A 17,301-nucleotide genomic window follows, 5' to 3' on the forward strand; every position below is an offset into this window, starting at 1 on the left:
CTAACAAGGTTTGGCTTTAATCCGCCGCGAGTTGCGGCAACCGCACTACCGCATCCCCCACCGTCATCCGGCCGCCTTGAATAATCCGGGCACAGAGTCCCCCATAGCCAAACATCGCTGCAGCGCCCCCTGCGCCCAGGGCTTCGTCCATTCGGGAACAGGGGTGACAGAGGGCGGTGGTTTCCAGTACGGCTTCGCCAATCTGTAGGCGCTGGTGGCGCAGCAGGTTCATGTTCATTCCGGAGATCACCAGGTTGCGCCGTAATAGCGCCGGGTCGATCTCGGAGTGGCCGGTATGACGAGCGATGGCCTCGATAAATTCGCGGCTTATCAGGGTCACCTGGCGAGAGGAGCCCGGGGTTTTGCTCATGCGGTGATCGCCTTCCAGGCCCAGCCCCTCTACCGCCCGGGCGCTGTCCACCACGTGGATGTCGCCTCGCCGCTTACTGCGCAGGCCGATCCATTCGAGCCGCCCCTCTGGCAGGCTTTGGCACAACTTGTCGAGTAAGCGGGTTTGGGCTGTCATATTGTCACCGGGATGCGTTACGGGTTCAGGCCACTAAAGAAGTTTTTGGCGTTGGTCGCCAGGGACTCCAGGTGGTAGCCGCCTTCCTGTATCACCAGGGTGGGCAGGTTCATGGCGTTGATGCCTTCGCCCATGTGCCGGAAGCCTTCGCTGCTGACCGAGACTTTGGCCTGCGGGTCTTCGTGGTACACGTCGAAGCCCAGAGCGACGATCAGTACGTCCGGCTCGTACAGGCGGATGGCGTCGGCGGCGTCGGCCAGTTTTTCGAAGAAGGTGGACTCGGGGGAGCCGTGGGGCATCGGCATGTTGATGTTGTAGCCATAGCCGGGGCCCGCGCCCCGCTCGTCTTCATAGCCGCTCACCACCGGGTAGAAGTTGGTGGGGTCGCCATGGATGGAGATGTAGAGCACGTCGTCCCGATCGTAGAAGATTTCCTGTATGCCCTGGCCGTGGTGCATGTCCGGGTCCAGGATGGCGACTTTGTCGTAATGGTCCAGCAGGGCTTCGGCGGCGATGGCGGCGTTGTTCAGGTAGCAGAAGCCACCGGCGGCGTCGCGGCGGGCGTGGTGGCCGGGCGGGCGGCAGAGGGCGTAGGCCCGCTGCTGTCCGGTAAGAAGCTCATCGGCGGCGGACAGGGCGCTCTGGGCGGACCAGTAGGCGGCCTCCCAGGTGTGGGGGCCGATGGGGCAGCTACCGTCGGCCTGATAGCGGGCACATTCCGCCAGGATACCGCGCATGGGGTTCGGTGAACGGACGAAGATGTTGGACATGACTTCCCCGCCCCAGTCTTCCGGCCAACGCCGGTGGGCGGACTCAAGAAAGCGCAGGTAGCCCAGGTCGTGCACCCGATTGATCACATCCATGCCGTGATCGGTGGCCTGTTCCGGCCGGACGCCCAGGGCTTCCAGGCCCTTGACCAGCTCCGGGGTGCGCTCGGGCAGCTCTTGAGGCGGGCGCATCTGGCCGCGGGTCAGATAGGATTGCGGGGCGTGTTTGTCCTGGGACGGATGAAAAAACGCTTTCATGGTCTCTCCTGTCTCCGGTGATCGTGTGTGTTTGCCTCTGTTGAGACTAGCACATACCGGGCCGGGTTCACCCTGGCTTTGCCCACGGACCCAGGTGCGCTAGACTAGCGGCATGAATCGCCACTTGTTCCGTCATTGGTTGTTTGCGCTACTGCTGTTTCTGGCAGGACCGCTGGGCGCCTCGCATCCGCCGATGATGGCCGAGACGGCGCCCGAACCCTGCCATGACACCATGGAGATGGCGATGGCCGACGGTGGTGCCATCCACAGTCATTCAGAGCATGACTCTACGCACCACACGGCCGCCCCGGATCACGACTGCGACAGCCAGTGCGCCTGCTGCCCCGGCTCCTGCTCCGGTTTTGTCGCCCTGACGGCGCAAGCGGTCACGCCAATCTCAACCCCGAACCACTTCCTCTCTTCAGCCACCGACGCCGTGCCCACGCGCGCGCCGCTAGAACTGCTCCGCCCGCCCAAATTCGCCTGACCACAGGATAGGTGCGCCTGACGATCGCACCCCCTTGGCCCTCCGCGGCCGTTTTTCTGTTGTGGTATTACCTTGTGGACAGGTGTTATGAACAAATCCGTATTTTTTGTGGCGCTGCTTGGGGCCTTTGCCCTGGGTGTCGGCAGTCAGTGGCTTTGGCCCGAGCCTTCGGACAACGCCGAACAATCAAAGACTAGCGACGAGAAGGAGCCCCTTTACTGGGTGGCCCCCATGGATGACAGCTATCGCCGGGACGGGCCGGGCAAATCCCCCATGGGCATGGATCTGGTGCCGGTGTATGAGGAGGATCAGAAACGCGCGCCCGGCGATGTCCGGATTGATCCGGCGGTTGCCCAGAACCTCGGGCTGACGCTGGCGGAAGCGACCCACGCGCCGGTGGGCCAGACCATTGAAACGGTCGGACTGGTGGAGGTGAACCAGCAACAGGTGCAGCACTTTCACGTGCGCGCCTCAGGCTGGATTACCGAGCTGGCTGTGGCCACCGAGGGCGACCCGGTCAAAGCCGGTGAAAAACTGTTTGAGTTTTACTCGCCGGAAATCATCAACCTGCAACGGGAATACCTGCAAAGCCTGAGAGACCAGCTTCCGGGACGGGCGGAGGGCTCCCTGTCTCAGATGCGCGCCAAAGGCGTGAGCGAGCGGGAAATCGAGCGACTGAAACGCGAACGCAGCGTACGGGAGAAGCTGCGCTACTACGCGAGCCGGGACGGCTATGTGGTGCAGCTCGGTGTGCGTGAGGGCAACTTTGTGGACCTGCCGCAGAACCTGATGTCCATTGGCAGCCTTGAAGACATCTGGGTCAATGTCGAGCTGTATGAGGCCGATGCGGGTCGTATCACCACCGGCCAGCCGGTCACCCTGACCACCGCCAGCTATCCCGGTGAAACCTGGGAGGGCACCGTCTCCTACCTCTACCCCACCCTGAACAGCGACACTCGCACGCTGCGCGCCCGCCTGGAATTTGCCAACGAGGAGGGTCGGCTCAAACCGGGCATGTTTGTCCGCGCCCGGATCGAACCCGAGGACGAGCAGGCCGTGCTATCCATTCCCCGCAGCGCCCTGATTCGCACCGGCGCCGGAACCCGCGTAGTGCGGGAAGTGGAACCGGAGGTGTATCGCTCGGTACCGGTGAAGGTTGGACAGGTCGGCCGCGAGCGCGCCGAAATTCTGGAGGGTTTGCGCCACGGGGATCGCGTGGTTGAAGACGGCGTGTTCCTGATCGATTCCGAGTCCAGCCGCGAAGCGGATTTGGGCCGAATCGAAACCCGAACACCAGAAAGGGACGCAATGGATCACGGAGACATGGACCACGGTGAAATGAACCAAGACGATATGGATCATGAAGAGATGGACCATTCCGAAATGGATCACGACACCATGAACCACGACAGTGAAGATCAAGACGCGCAGAACTCTCATGAGCATCACGACCACGGAGGAAGCGCGCCATGATTGCCGCGATCATTCGCTGGTCCATTCACAATCGTCTGCTGGTGGTACTGGCCACCTTGATGCTGTTGGGCTGGGGGCTCTACTCGGTGCGCAACACACCGGTAGATGCCATCCCAGACCTGTCCGATGTGCAGGTGATTGTCAAAACCTCCTACCCCGGGCAGGCGCCCCAGGTGGTGCAGGACCAGGTGACCTACCCGCTCACCACCGCGCTTCTGTCCGTCCCCAAAACCCAGACCGTGCGGGGCTTTTCCTTCTACGGTGACTCTTACGTTTATGTGATTTTTGAGGAAGGTACGGACCTCTACTGGGCCCGCTCCCGGGTGTTGGAGTATCTGAATCAGGCCGCCCAGGATTTACCCGAGGGCGCTCGCCCCGAACTCGGCCCGGACGCCACCGGGGTGGGCTGGGTATTCAACTATGCGCTGGTCGACCGCACCGGCCAGCACAACCTGGCGGAACTCACCACGCTGCAGAACTGGTTTCTGAAATACGAGTTGCAGGCGCTGGATGGCGTATCCGAGATTGCCACCATTGGCGGCATGAACCGGCAATATCAGGTGGAGGTCGACCCGCAGAAGCTGCGCGCCTATAACCTGCCACTGCAACAGGTGCACGCCGCCATCGTCAACGGCAATGCCGAAACCGGCGCGTCAGTCATCGAAATGGCCGAGGCGGAGTATATGGTGCGCGCCACCGGTTATGTGCAGAGCATAGAAGACCTGGCGCAGATTCCGCTGGGCACCAACGAGCGGGGAACCCCGCTGCAGTTGAAAGACGTCGCCACCATCCAACTCGGCCCGGAAATGCGTCGGGGCATTGCCGAGCTGAACGGCGAAGGCGAGGTGGTGGGTGGCATCGTGGTGATGCGCTCGGGCGAAAACGCGGCGGAGGTGATTGACCGGGTGAAGGCCCGGCTGGATGAACTGAAGCCCAGTCTGCCCGACGGCGTGGAGGTGGTCACCACCTACGACCGCTCGCAACTGATTCGCAATGCGGTGAGCAACCTGTACGAAAAGCTCGGTCAGGAACTACTGGTAGTGGTCCTGATCTGCGCCCTGTTTCTGTTTCACCTGCGCTCATCCCTGGTGGTGGTGTTCAGCCTGCCGCTTGGCATTCTCATCGCGATGATCGTAATGCAGATCCAGGGCATCAATGCCAACATCATGTCCCTCGGCGGCATTGCCATCGCCATTGGTGCCATGGTCGATGGCGCGGTGGTGATGATCGAAAATTTTCACAAGCACCTGGAGCGCCACAAAGGCGAGCTGAGCAACGAACAACGCTGGCAACTGGCGGCCCGCTCGGCATCGGAAGTGGGCCCGGCCCTGTTTTTCTCGTTGCTGATCATTACCCTGAGTTTTCTGCCGGTATTCGCCCTGGAGGCCCAGGAAGGGCGGATGTTCTCCCCGCTGGCCTTTACCAAAACCTACGCCATGGCGGCCGCCGCCGGATTGGCCATTACCCTGGTGCCGGTATTGCTCGGTTACTGTGTGCGCGGGCGCATCCTGCCCGAGCGGAAAAACCCGATCAACCGGGTGCTGATCGCAGGCTATCAACCGCTGCTGCGCGGCGTGTTGCGCTTTCCCAAAACGACACTGCTGATCGCCCTGGCGATCATGGTCATCGGACTCTGGCCCGCACAGAAACTCGGCACGGAATTTATGCCCACGCTGGATGAAGGCGACCTGATGTATATGCCCACCACCTACGCGGGCGTGTCCATTGGCGAGGCGCGGCAAATTCTGCAGCAGACCGACAAGCTGATCAAAACCCTGCCGGAAGTGGAGACGGTGTTCGGCAAAATCGGTCGGGCCGATACCGCCACGGATCCGGCCCCGCTGACGATGATCGAGACGGTGATTCAGTTCAAGCCCAGAGACCAGTGGCGGCCCGGCGTCACCCCGGAATCCCTGCGCGCCGAGCTGGATCAGTTGATCGACTTTCCGGGCCTGACCAATGCCTGGGTAATGCCGATCAAAACCCGGATCGATATGCTCGCCACCGGCATCAAAACACCGGTGGGGGTAAAAATTGCGGGGCCGGACCTGTCGGTGATTGAACAGCTTGGTCGGGAGCTGGAAACCGTGATTGGCGAGGTACCCGGTGCGAGCTCCGTGTACGCGGAACGCGTGGCCGGGGGGCGCTATCTGACCGTGGATATCGACCGCGCCAGCGCCGCCCGTTACGGGCTGAATATCGCCGATGTGCAGTCGGTAATCCGCACCGCCGTGGGCGGTGCCAATATCACCGAAACCGTCGAAGGACTGGAGCGCTACCCGGTCAACCTGCGCTATCCCCAAGCCTATCGTGACTCGCCGGAGGCGCTGGCCAATTTACCCATTGTCACCCCCAATGGAACCCACATTCCTTTGAGCGAGGTCGCCCGTGTGACCATCGAAGATGGACCGCCCGCTATCAAGAGCGAGAATGCCCGGCTGAACGGTTGGGTGTTTGTCGACATCACCGAGCGGGATCTGGGCTCCTTTGTGGCCGACGCGCAAGCGGCGGTGAACGAGCACATTGAGTTGCCCCCCGGCTACTCGCTGCGCTGGGCCGGTCAGTACGAATACATGGCGCGCGCTCAGGAAAAACTGGCGCTGGTGATGCCGATTACCCTGGGCGTGATTGTGTTGCTGCTGTACTTGAACTTCCGACGCTTCAGCGAAGTGGCGATGATCCTCATGACATTACCGTTCGGGTTGCTGGGCGGCGTCTGGTTGCTGCTGGCGTTGGGCTATGACCTGTCGGTCGCGGTGGCCATGGGTTTTATCGCCCTGGCCGGGGTGGCGGTGGAAATTGGCGTATTGATGCTGGTGTATCTGAACCTGGAGTATCAGGCCGCCGAGGAGCGCTGCAAGGAGGCCGGTCGGCCCTTCACCCGCGCGGACCTACAGCAGGCGGTGATGGAAGGGGCCGGGCTGCGCCTTCGGCCGATTGTTATGACCGCCGCCACGCTGTTCGCGGGCCTGCTACCCATCATGCTCGGCGGCGGCACCGGTTCGGAGGTGATGCAGCGCATCGCCGCGCCGATGGTGGGCGGCACCTTCACGACACTGATCCTGACCTTGTTGGTGCTACCGGTCATCTATTACCTGTGGCGCTCGGTGGGTAAGCCGGCGACTTGATCGCCGGCTTAGCTGCGCAGAATGCTCTGGATCGTCGTAAACAATAACGCCGTCAAGAGCAGAAAGCTGTAAGCAGTGGCAGTGAGTAAAAATTTAAGAACCGATTTCCACCATCCCTGACGATAAAACGTTTTGTGGCTCAGTAGCAGGTAGAGAGGCACCGACCAGAACAGCAGGCTACTGAGCACACTCAATGCCTCGGGCACCACAGGCCAGGCCGCGATGGCACCCTCAAGCATGGCCAAGCCCACCACCACCACAGCCAATTGCAACCCGAAGCTGTGGGTGTGGAGGGCAAGTATCAGGTGCTCCATATAATAGTGATGTCGTCGCCAGTAAATCAATTTCAGAACCAGGGCAAACAGCGGTAATAGCAAGAACATTACCTGGGGAGCAAGGGAAAAAAACTGATTGATGCCGATCTGAGGGTTCTCGGCAATACGACCAAAATTATATTCGAGTCGGCGATTGATTTCGTCGCTGACCAAGGGCAGCTCAAAGTGCACATCCCGGCCCGGTATGGGTGGCGCAACCAGACCGCTCCTCGATTCTGACCCCTCACCCGAGGCTCTCTCGGTCGTCTCCTCCGGTGGATTCAAGTTGATCGAATCCACCGGTATCGCCTGAGCGAACACCAGAAAAGCCACAATGGAGGTAAAGATGTACAGGCGCAGCGGCGGAACATATGGGGCTCGGTGCCCCTGAACGTAACGCAGACTCAGAAACCCCGGGCGGACCCACAGTGGCCACAAGGTCCGCCAGAGACGATTGTCCCAGTTGGTGAACTCCCCCAGGAACTCGGTGATGAGTCCGAAGGCGCTGCGTACATAATTCTTGTTGTCCTGCCCACAGCGATGGCAATAATCGCCCTGAAGCGGCGTATCGCAATTGGCGCAGAGCGAAGGCTGAGTCATGTCATCCCTGTCGGCCATTGCGCTAAGCCACCACCCGGTCGCGCCCTTCAAGCTTGGCTTGATACAGTTTTCGATCCGCGCTCTCAATAAATTCCGCCAGCTCACACTCGTGATCGGGAATAATACTGGCGACGCCGACGCTGATGGAAACCAACTGACTGGCATCGGAAGCGGCGTGGGGAATCTGCAACTTCAAAATGGCCTGGCGGCATCGGTCGGCCACCGCATGAGCGGCCTTTCCATCCGTTTCCGGGAGCACCAGCATGAATTCCTCGCCACCGAACCGGGCCAGGAAATCCCGGGGGCGGGAAGCCACAGTATCCAGGGTCTGGGCAATCGACCTCAAGCAGTCATCGCCCTGCAGGTGTCCGTACCGATCGTTGTACTGTTTGAAATAATCGATGTCGATCAGCAATACCGACAGCGGCTGGCAGTTGCGCCGGGCATTCAACCACTCGACATCGAGAATGGAGTCAAGCATGCGCCGATTGGCCACGCCGGTCAGGCCGTCCTGGTAAGACAGCGTCTCCAGCTCTTTCTGCAGTTTGATCAGTTCCTGCTCGGTTTTCTTGCGCTCACTGATATCGAACATGAAGCCGATCAGCGCTTCCACCTCGCCTTGCTCATTGCGGGCGACATGGACCACGTCCCGAATCCAGACGTAGTCGCCGTCTTTGGTCAGTGCCCGGTAGTCCGCCTCATGGTCCACACCGGACTGGGACTGACTCACACAAAAGTTCACCACCCAGTCCCGATCTTCCGGGTGCATCCGGGTCGCCCAGTCCTCTACGCTGACCCAGCTTTCCGGCGTCCAGCCCAGGAGCGCTTCAATCTGGGGGCCGATGTAGGCGAATTTCATGGTCGCCCAGTCGATTTTCCAGGGGATGGCCTTGGTGGATTCAAGCAGGGTTTTATAGACCGCGCTATCAGTTGCGTCGGAAATGGGGGAGCTCATGAATAGGTGGCCCGGTGCTGGTTGGTCAAAGCCGCTCCTCTGCCGGGAGCGATCACGCTGCCTCAATATACTCCGAACCGCCGGGGCGGCCAACACCCGCCCACCTGACTACACCTCGAAATGGGCCACTTTGCGCGACAACTGCTGAGCCAGCTCGGACAGCTCCCGACTGGACCCCGCTACCTGATCGGCGCCAGCGGAGGACGCCAGGGTCGCTTCGCTGATCCGGTTGATGTTCTGATTGACGCCCTCGGCCACCTGACTCTGCTCCTCGGCGGCGCTGGCAATCTGGTGGTTCATATCGGTGATGGATACCACCTCCTGACGAATGGTGGACAGGGCGCTCTCGGCCTCCCGGGTTTTTATCACGGTTTTCTGGGCCAATTGATGGCTGGTTTCCATCACCTCCACCGCGTCTCCGGCCCCGGTCTGCAGGGTGCCGATCATCTCCCGAATCTCCCGGGTCGAGGCCTGGGTGCGGGTTGCCAGCGAGCGCACCTCATCGGCAACCACCGCAAAACCCCGGCCGTGCTCGCCGGCGCGGGCCGCTTCGATGGCCGCATTCAGGGCCAGCAGATTGGTCTGCTCGGCGATGCCGTTGATCACATCGATGATTTTTTCAATATCGCCACTCTGGGTCGATACCGTCTGCACTTTGCTCACCGCGTCTTCGAGGGTCTGCGCCAACTGCTCAATGGCGGAAGCGGTTTCCTGCACCGTCTGATTGCCCGTATTCACTTCCCGGTCAGCGCTCTGGGTGGCGTTTGAGGCATTGGCCGCGCTGCGGGAGATCTCCACCACCGAAGCACTGAGCTGATTGATGGCGGCGGCCATCTGCTCGGTCTCCGAGGACTGCAGGCGCACCTGCTCGCTGTTGTCATCCGAAGTCCGGGTCAGCTCTTCCGACGAGCGGGCCAGGGTTTCCGCCGCCGTACGGACATCGGTAATCACGCCGGCGAGCCGGCGCAGCGTTTTGTTGATATTGGCCATGACGCTATTGGGGTAGCGAGAGTTTTCGGTCACGGTCAGTTGCCCAGAGGCGAAGGCTTCGATCACCTCGGACAGGGCTTCCGGCTCGGCCCCCAGCGTGGCTTTGATGTTCCGGATGATCACCACGGCCACCACCGCCCCGACGATCAACGCCAGAAGCAGAAACGCCACCATGACCTTGGCAAAATCACCGGCCACCGCCTGCACATGATCCACGTCTCGGCGGATATCCGCTTCCTGATAGTCAATAAACGCATTCACCCGAGCCAGCCATTCGGTATAGGCCGCCGAGACGTCGGACAACAGAAACTGGCGGGCCGCCTCGATGTTGCCGGCCTGGCGCAGGGCGATCAACTCAGAGGTCAGGCTCAGGGTTTCCTGCTCGATCGTCTGGATCCGGTCCAGCAGGCGCTGCTCTTGATCCGTCACGTTCTGGGTGTCGAAGAGCGCGTCCATCTGCCGGGCCGAGTCCTGATAAAAGGCATCCAGTTCACGCACGTCCTGCAAGTGAGCCTGCAGGGCGCGGTCGTTCTCGACCAGCACGGCATCGCGAATGGCGATGGCCCGGTCGTGGACGCTGCCCCGGAAATTGATGGCAAACCGTTGCTTCTGGGAGGCCCCCTCGTTGACAGCGGACAGGGTCCGGTCCATGACGGTCACCCGCTGGATCCCCAGAACGGTGACCACGGTAAACAGTAAAAGAATCAGTCCGAAACCCGAGCCGAGGCGCTGGGCGATGGTGAGCGATCTAGCCATGATAAGTACTCTGTATGCGGGGGTTTGCCCCGGAAATGTCCTTGGCTCTACGGCCAAGTGTTAATTTTCTCGACAGAGTACGTGTCAGCGTGTCGCATAGATCAACATTGCGATCAATGGACTGAGAATTGTTGGATTACGCGCGTTGCGCTAATCCAACCTACTCAAGTTGTGACGCTATGGTTTCCAGTGATTGCTGTAGTGCGTGAGCGAAGGCCTGGGGCTGCTCGAACTGGGGGAAGTGGTGGGTGCCCGGCAGGACGGTTTCCTGCACGTAGGGCGCACAGCGCTTTTGCGCCGCCTCGGAAATGTGCTCACCGTTCAGCGCCACAATGGGCCCTTTGATAGCGGCAAAAGCCGCGTCCGGGGACCAGCGCAACAGGTTGTGCCAGATGGGCAGTAGGCGCTCCGGGTCACCCGCGGCCATTCGGGCTTTGATCCACTCGCGGATTTCAGGGTCCAGCTCCACCACCGTGGTATTGTCCACCAGCCCGGCCATGGCACCGCGAAAATCCGCCTTGAAGGGCTCTTCAATGAAGGCAATGGTCTCGGCATCCATATCCCCATAGGGCAGCCCGAAACTGTCCACCAATACCACGCCCACCGGTCCGGACCAGCGCCGGGCCGCTTCCAGCGCCACACAACCGCCCATGGAGTGGCCCACCAGTATCAGTCGGCGGGCGCCCTTCTGATCAGCCACCTCGGTTACGGCTTTGGCCAGGCCCTCGATCGTCCAGTCATCCCAGGGTTTATCCTGCGCCTCGCCGTGGCCGGGCAGATCCAGTGCCAGGCAGTGACGATCCTGGGGCATGGTAGCCAGCGTTTGCGCCCAATCGGTGCGCTGGCAGCTCCAGCCGTGAATCAGGATGACCAGGGGTTCGCCCTGGCCCTGCTCGGTCACACAATCGTCATGGTGGTCGGACATGGTTGGCTTCTCGTTGGAATGAGTCGTGCTTGAATTAGTCATTGCAGGTTGGCGTATTTCAACGCAGACTTGTTTAAAATAAGCGAAAATCGCGCCAGAGTCGATGATTTGATCTCCCGCTGCCCGCCACATCCTCTGGCGGCGGCCTTACGGAACCACGGTGCCATGCCAGACGATACACTGCGGAAACGCTTTGCTGAGCATAACGAACAACTCCTGGGAACCCTTTACGGCAGTGCGCTGAGCAACGGCCAGTGGGGGCCGTTTCTCAAGCGGATGATCGATTTGACCGGGTCCCGCTCGGCCCGCTTACTGCTGTTGAATCAGGGCGCGAATACCGTTCAGCGCAGCATCAAGGTCAACATCGACGATAGTGCGCACCAGCGCTATGTGGAACACTTCGTCAATTTGTGCCCCTGGCGCACCGAGCTGGGAGAGAAGCCAACCGGGCAGTTGTATTCCACCTACCTCGATTTCAGTTGCCGACAGCCGACGTTTTACCAGACCGAATTCTTCAACGACTGGGCCAGAGGCCTGGATATTCATCACGGCGTGTGCGGCACGGTCTACAGCACCGAGCAGCATAAGGTGCAACTGTTGATTCAACGCACCGGCGGGCAGGGGTATTACTCCCGGGAAGAGACCAACCTGATCAACAGCGTACTGCCCCATATGCGCCAGGCACTGCGGCTCAGCGCCCAAATGGCCGACCGAGAGGCGCGCCTGACGTCGGCCCTGAATGCCGCCCAGAGTCACCCGCTGCCGTTCATTCTGTTCAACGCGAGCGGCCAGATCCGCTATCTCTCGCCTCAATTGGAGCAGGCCGCCCCGATGGGACTGCGCTTCACCTCGGACGGCGTTGAATTCACCGACCCGAATCTGAATCCGCCTTTCAAAGCGGCTCTGCAGCGCCTGACCGGCCAGGCGGCCCACTGCCAGAGCCTGGAGTGGCGCTTTGAGGTGCCCCGCCCCCACTGCCCGCCCCTGTATTGTCTGTTGACGCCGGTGTTTCCCGGCGCCGAACCCGATCTGCCGTTCTGGCAGACCGATATCCACGCCGCGCTCTATATCCGGGACCCATTGGCTCAGACCGGCCGACGCCACCAGCAGTTGGTGACCGCCTATGGCCTGACCGACACCGAGGCCAGGCTGGCTCTGGATATCGCCCTGGGGCTGGAGCTGAAAGCCATTGCCACCCGGGACCAGCGCTCGATTCACACCCTGAGAAGTCAGTTGAAATCCGTGTTCCACAAAACCGGCTGTTGCCGACAGAGCCAGTTGGCGGCCATGGTCAACCAGCTGCCGGGCCGATAGCCCGGCAGTGGCCCTGGTGCCACTTTTGCCCAACCCTGTGATATATTCATTCCCGACCCGGCATTTGGCCCCACACCCAGCGCCGGGTTTGCCATGTAACGGCAATCGCACACAGAGCCATAACAACAGAGGCCGGTAACAGGCCCGGGACTTTCGGTGTATGAAAGACGACAAGCCCACCTCGTTCGATATTGCCTATCGGGCCGGGGTTTCCCAATCCACAGTGTCACGCGCCCTGCGCGACAGCCCGTTGGTCAACGAGGCCACCCGCAAGCGGGTCCAGGCGATTGCCCGGGAGCTGAACTACAAGGTCGACAAAAACGCCCGCAACCTGCGCTCCAAGCAGACCCGGACCATCGCCCTGCTGCTGTGTGAAGATCAGGGTATTGGCGACTCCATGATCAACCCTTTCTTCCTGTCCATGCTGGGCAGCATTACCCGCGCCTGCGCCAACCGCCAGTACGACCTGCTGGTGTCCTTTCAGCAGATGAGTGATGACTGGCACGCGGATTTTGAAGACGCCCACCGGGCCGACGGAATCATTTTCCTGGGGTATGGCGATTACGTGACCTACGTGGAAAAGCTGATCCACCTGAACGAAGCGGGCGCCCACTACATTACCTGGGGGCCGGTACTGCCAGGCCAGCCGGGCATGTCCATTGGCTGTGACAATTACAATGGTGCCTACAAGGCCACCAAACACCTGTTGCAGCTCGGTCGGAAACGGATCGCGTTTATTGGGGATGCCAGCGAGCACTCCCCCGAGTTCCGGCGCCGCTATGAGGGCCACGCCCGGGCACTGAAGGAATTCGGGATTGAGCTGGACCCGGCGCTTCAGGTCGCGGCGGAAACCTCGGAAACCGACGGTAAGGCGGGCATTGAAACCCTGCGAGCGCGGGGCGTGGAATTCGATGCGGTATTTGGTGCGAGCGACCTGATCGCCATCGGGGCGATTCAGGGAATTGAGGCCGCCGGTCTGATCGTACCGGATGATATTGCGGTGGTGGGCTTTGATGACATTCCCACCGCCTCCTACACCCATCCGCCATTGACCACGGTGCAACAGAACACCCGACTGGCGGGCGAGCTGCTGGTAGACAACCTGCTGAAGATGATCGACGGTGAGAAACCGGAATCTTTCCTGCTGCCCACCGACCTGATCGTGCGAGGCTCCTGCGGCGCCCCCAAATCGAATTAAACCGTAGGCCGGATTAAACCGTTGGTCGGATTAGCCTCGCAGAGGCGTAATCCGACACTCCCCGACCAGCTCAACTAGAACGCCTGCAACTCCACCAGACGCTCAGCCAACTGGGCGTTATTCACCTCACCATCAAACAGCAACACTCGCACACCATTCCCTGGCACACCCAGGGTAAGCTGATCGCGGACGTCGAACCGCTCACCGGTATCCGCATCGCGCCACTCACCCTCGTTCAACCAGCGATCGACACTGATGCTGGCGGCGGCGTCACCCTTGTTCAGAAGCACCAGCGCGGTCTGCGCCTGATGTTCATCCTGATACACGCGCAGGAAGGAGGCGGTGTCACCGTCGAACTCCAGGTTCGCCTGCAGACCTTTCTGCAGCGCCACGGATTCCTGACGGATATGGGCGATGTGACTCAGGTTCTCCGCAATCGGGTGCTGCTTTGCCTGGTCGATTCCCGCTTCGCCAAAGTAGTTGCGGTTACCCTCATGCTCTTTGGTCCCGGGCATAAAACCAATTTCCGAGCCGTAGTAGATGGAGGGAATACCCCGTGAGGTAAACAGCCAGTTATTGGCATTGATGTACGCCTTGGTGTCCCCGTCCATACGCCGGATATCGTGGTTTTCATAGAAGGACACCAGCTCGTAGGGGTTGTGGTACGGGCTGTCCTCCAGATGCAGGTAGCTGAGAATGTCCGAGTAATCGCTCTCGGGGTTTTCAAACACCTTGGTCAGGGTTTCCTGAGCCGGGAAGTCCAGCAGGCTCAGGCCACCGTTCTCGGGCTGAGTATGTTCACCCAGAAACTCCGCGTCGAACACAAAGCTTTCGCCGAACATGAAAAAGTCCGGGTGCTCCTCGCGAATCCGATCGGTAAACTCCTTCCAGAATTCATGCGGTTTATGCCGCAATGTATCGATACGGAAGGCCGCCGCACCCTGATCAATCCACTGCAGGTAAGCACCGACCACGTAGTCCATAACCGCCGGATTATCCGCATCGAACTTACCCAACTGAGCCAGATCCTTCTCCCGCTCATAAAACGCGTGTAGCGGATTGTTCGGATTCAACTGTTCCGGCTCCAGGTTCTCGTGGTCGGCAATCAGCTCTCCATTGGGGCCGTAGACCTCGCCGAACATCGGCTGATCCTCTTCCATGGAATAAGCCGGCGAGCTGTGATTGGCCACAATATCGAGCACCACTTTCATGTCGTGTTCTTCCCGCAAACGACGGGTCAGGTCGGCAAAGGTCAGTCCCTCGGACTCCCAGTGCTCATCCACTTTGTAGAAGTTAGTGCCCCAATAGCCATGAAAGCCGGTTTTCCCGCCGTCTCCCGGTTGGGCAAAGCCCACCGGATCACCGCCGTTAAAGGCCTGATTGGGGTTATCGACAATCGGGGAGATCCACAGCGCGGTGACACCCAGCGACTTCAGGTACTCCGCGTTATCAAGGATGCCTTTGAAGTCCCCGCCCAGATAACCGACGTTGGCCTCTTTGCCATCCGGCCCCGGCATGGGCACATCAAAGGTGGGAAACTCGCCACCCTGATCTTCGTGGTTGTTGGCCGGGTCGCCATCCACAAAGCGGTCGGTCAGCAGAAAATAGATGGCCTCCTCGGCAAAGGCCTCCTGGGTGCCGTAGTAATGCGGCCGCTCTTCGGTGGAGGTAGAGGCACAGGCGGCCAGTGCCACCGAAGTGACGAGAATACTCAAACGGGTTGTCAGTGCGCGCGTCATGCGTCGACTCCTTCATCATTCACAATCAGGGTAGCGGCGGCGGCCACCAGAAACGATACGCCACCGGCCACGAGCACCCAGATGGCCTCGCCGCCGAACAGCTTGTTCAATATCAGCCCCAGCAGGCTGCCGGCAATAATCTGCGGGATGACAATAAAGAAATTGAAGATCCCCATATAGACGCCCATTTTGTGCGCCGGCAGCGAGCAGGAGAGAATCGCGTAGGGCATGGACAGGATGGACGCCCAGGCAAACCCGACCCCGATCATGGACACCAACAGCCAGACCGGATCGCGGATGATCACGAATGAAATCAGGCCCGCCGCGCCCAAGCACAGGTTCACGATATGCGCCCCCTTGCGGCCCAACTTTCTCGCCAGCACCGGAATCACGATCGCCGCCAGAGCCGCAAAACCATTATAGGCACCGAACAGAACCCCCACCCAGTCGGCGCCGTCGTTATACAGTTTGGAGGAAGTGTCGAGCGTTTCGTAGTGATAACTGGTCACCGCACTGGTGGCGTAGATCCACATGGAAAACAACGCAAACCAGGAAAAGAACTGGACAACCGCCAACTGGGCCATGGTTTTGGGCATATGAAACAGGTCGTGCGCCACCTGATAGACACCGTTCCCGGTTTTTCCCCTGGAGAGCATATAACCGGCCACCAATTGCAGTACACCGACGCCGCCCAGAAGCCCGGCCAGAACAATCACCTCTTTCTGTAAACCGAAGGCATACACCGCAATGGCCACCAGAGCGCCAGCCGCCACAAAAGCCGATCCCCAGGCGCCGTAAGAGGCGGCAGAACGGGTTTCAACCTCTGCTGGTGCGGCCTGCTTTTGCTGCGCTTTGAATTCCTCAAACGCCGCCAGCTCTTCCGGGCTGTATTCACGAGTTTTGAACACGGTCCAGAGCACCGCCAGCAACAGGATGGCGCCACCGATCCAGAACGAATAGATGACCGAATCCGGAATGATGCCGGGCTCGGCGGTATTACTGATGCCCAACCAGTTGGTCATGATCCAGGGCAGGAAAGACGCCACCACAGCGCCGATACCGATAAAAAAGCTCTGCATGGCAAAGCCTTTGGTGCGCTGTTTGTCCGGCAACATATCGCCGACAAAGGCTCGAAAGGGTTCCATGGAAATATTGATCGACGCATCGAGTATCCAGAGCATGCCGGCGGCAACCCACAGCGTTGGGGAGTGCGGCATGTACAGCAACGCAAGGCTCGCGAAAATGGCGCCGAACAGAAAATAGGGACGGCGGCGGCCCAGCCGGTTCCAGGTCTTGTCACTCATGTACCCGATGATCGGCTGCACCAGCAGGCCGGTTACCGGCGCCGCCAGCCAAAGAAAGGCCAGGTCATCAATGGGGGCACCGAGGGTCTGAAAGATACGGCTGACATTGGCGTTCTGCAGGGCAAAACCAAACTGGATGCCCAGAAATCCGAAACTCATGTTCCAGATCTGCCAAAAGGTAAGTTGCGGTTTTTGATTCATGTCGATCACTTGTTATCTGTTATCGGGTGCCTTCTAGCTTAGCATGTTCACACCCATGGGAAGCCAGCCGTTCAAATTAAGGAAGCAGGCCCGACGCGGCAATAGGCTGCATACGTATTCATCCCGATCTGTCCCTTTTTTGAGCGTTTTTTCGGTCCGACAGACAATGCATACGTATGTAGCGTATTGCTGACGATTCCGGCGCTAACGTATATTGGCTCAACACTGAAAAAGGCCGGGCATTCGACGATCCCGCCCACATAACGAACACAATAATGTGTCAGGGCTTCTCGCTATGAACTTTTTACTGACTTTTGCAAACGGCTCCTACCGACCGGGCCGGCGTGAACTTTCCGCGGAGGTAAC

13 protein-coding genes are annotated in these 17,301 nt (G+C 60.0%); 5 read left to right on the forward strand and 8 right to left on the reverse strand.

Features of this window, described 5'->3' with window-relative positions; genetic code table 11:
- Positions 1-16: 16 nt before the first annotated feature.
- Both N645_RS0110745 and N645_RS0110750 read right to left on the reverse strand, forming a co-directional pair.
- The gene (locus N645_RS0110745; RefSeq protein WP_024461514.1) at positions 17-526 is read right to left on the reverse strand and encodes an MOSC domain-containing protein; all 510 of its coding nucleotides are present in this window, start codon (positions 524-526) and stop codon (positions 17-19) included.
- 17 nt (positions 527-543) lie between these two features.
- On the reverse strand, positions 544-1,551 hold the full coding sequence (locus N645_RS0110750; protein WP_024461515.1) for a histone deacetylase family protein: 1,008 nt from the start codon (positions 1,549-1,551) through the stop codon (positions 544-546).
- Between the two features lie 112 nt (positions 1,552-1,663).
- Here N645_RS0110750 and N645_RS0110755 point away from each other — a divergent pair, with 112 nt between their 5' ends.
- From N645_RS0110755 to N645_RS0110765, 3 genes are all read left to right on the forward strand, one after another.
- Positions 1,664-2,038 (forward strand): hypothetical protein, encoded by a 375-nt coding sequence (locus N645_RS0110755; protein WP_024461516.1) that lies wholly within the window; start codon positions 1,664-1,666, stop codon positions 2,036-2,038.
- Between the two features lie 87 nt (positions 2,039-2,125).
- Complete coding sequence (locus tag N645_RS0110760) at positions 2,126-3,511, forward strand: efflux RND transporter periplasmic adaptor subunit (protein ID WP_024461517.1); 1,386 nt, start codon at positions 2,126-2,128, stop codon at positions 3,509-3,511.
- Positions 3,508-6,639, forward strand: coding sequence for an efflux RND transporter permease subunit (locus N645_RS0110765; protein WP_024461518.1), 3,132 nt, complete (start codon positions 3,508-3,510; stop codon positions 6,637-6,639). The genes N645_RS0110760 and N645_RS0110765 overlap by 4 nt, the downstream gene beginning before the upstream one ends.
- A gap of 8 nt (positions 6,640-6,647) precedes the next feature.
- Here the strand turns inward: N645_RS0110765 and N645_RS0110770 are convergent, their stop codons facing one another.
- From N645_RS0110770 to N645_RS0110785, 4 genes are all read right to left on the reverse strand, one after another.
- Entirely contained in the window at positions 6,648-7,553 is a 906-nt protein-coding gene (locus N645_RS0110770) for a DUF3667 domain-containing protein (protein ID WP_024461519.1), read from the reverse strand.
- A 22-nt stretch (positions 7,554-7,575) separates the two neighbouring features.
- Positions 7,576-8,508, reverse strand: a complete 933-nt coding sequence (locus N645_RS0110775) for a sensor domain-containing diguanylate cyclase (protein ID WP_024461520.1) — start codon at positions 8,506-8,508, stop codon at positions 7,576-7,578.
- Between the two features lie 108 nt (positions 8,509-8,616).
- The gene (locus tag N645_RS0110780; RefSeq protein WP_024461521.1) at positions 8,617-10,254 is read right to left on the reverse strand and encodes a methyl-accepting chemotaxis protein; all 1,638 of its coding nucleotides are present in this window, start codon (positions 10,252-10,254) and stop codon (positions 8,617-8,619) included.
- Positions 10,255-10,414: 160 nt separating this feature from the next.
- On the reverse strand, positions 10,415-11,179 hold the full coding sequence (locus N645_RS0110785) for an alpha/beta fold hydrolase (RefSeq protein WP_024461522.1): 765 nt from the start codon (positions 11,177-11,179) through the stop codon (positions 10,415-10,417).
- Between the two features lie 165 nt (positions 11,180-11,344).
- Between N645_RS0110785 and N645_RS0110790 the strand changes: the two genes are divergently transcribed.
- Both N645_RS0110790 and N645_RS0110795 read left to right on the forward strand, forming a co-directional pair.
- Positions 11,345-12,493, forward strand: a complete 1,149-nt coding sequence (locus tag N645_RS0110790; protein WP_024461523.1) for a helix-turn-helix transcriptional regulator — start codon at positions 11,345-11,347, stop codon at positions 12,491-12,493.
- A 160-nt stretch (positions 12,494-12,653) separates the two neighbouring features.
- Positions 12,654-13,691, forward strand: coding sequence for a LacI family DNA-binding transcriptional regulator (locus N645_RS0110795; RefSeq protein ID WP_024461524.1), 1,038 nt, complete (start codon positions 12,654-12,656; stop codon positions 13,689-13,691).
- Between the two features lie 74 nt (positions 13,692-13,765).
- On the opposite strand, the gene N645_RS0110800 is transcribed toward N645_RS0110795, so the two are convergent.
- A complete protein-coding gene (locus N645_RS0110800; RefSeq protein WP_024461525.1) occupies positions 13,766-15,430 on the reverse strand; it encodes an alpha-amylase family glycosyl hydrolase in 1,665 nt (554 codons plus the stop codon).
- Positions 15,427-16,935, reverse strand: coding sequence for an MFS transporter (locus tag N645_RS0110805; RefSeq protein WP_024461526.1), 1,509 nt, complete (start codon positions 16,933-16,935; stop codon positions 15,427-15,429). The genes N645_RS0110800 and N645_RS0110805 overlap by 4 nt, the downstream gene beginning before the upstream one ends.
- Positions 16,936-17,301 lie beyond the last annotated feature (366 nt).

The organism is Marinimicrobium sp. LS-A18, assembly GCF_000463525.1.
In the GTDB taxonomy this organism is placed as follows: Bacteria; Pseudomonadota; Gammaproteobacteria; order Pseudomonadales; family Cellvibrionaceae; genus Marinimicrobium; species Marinimicrobium koreense.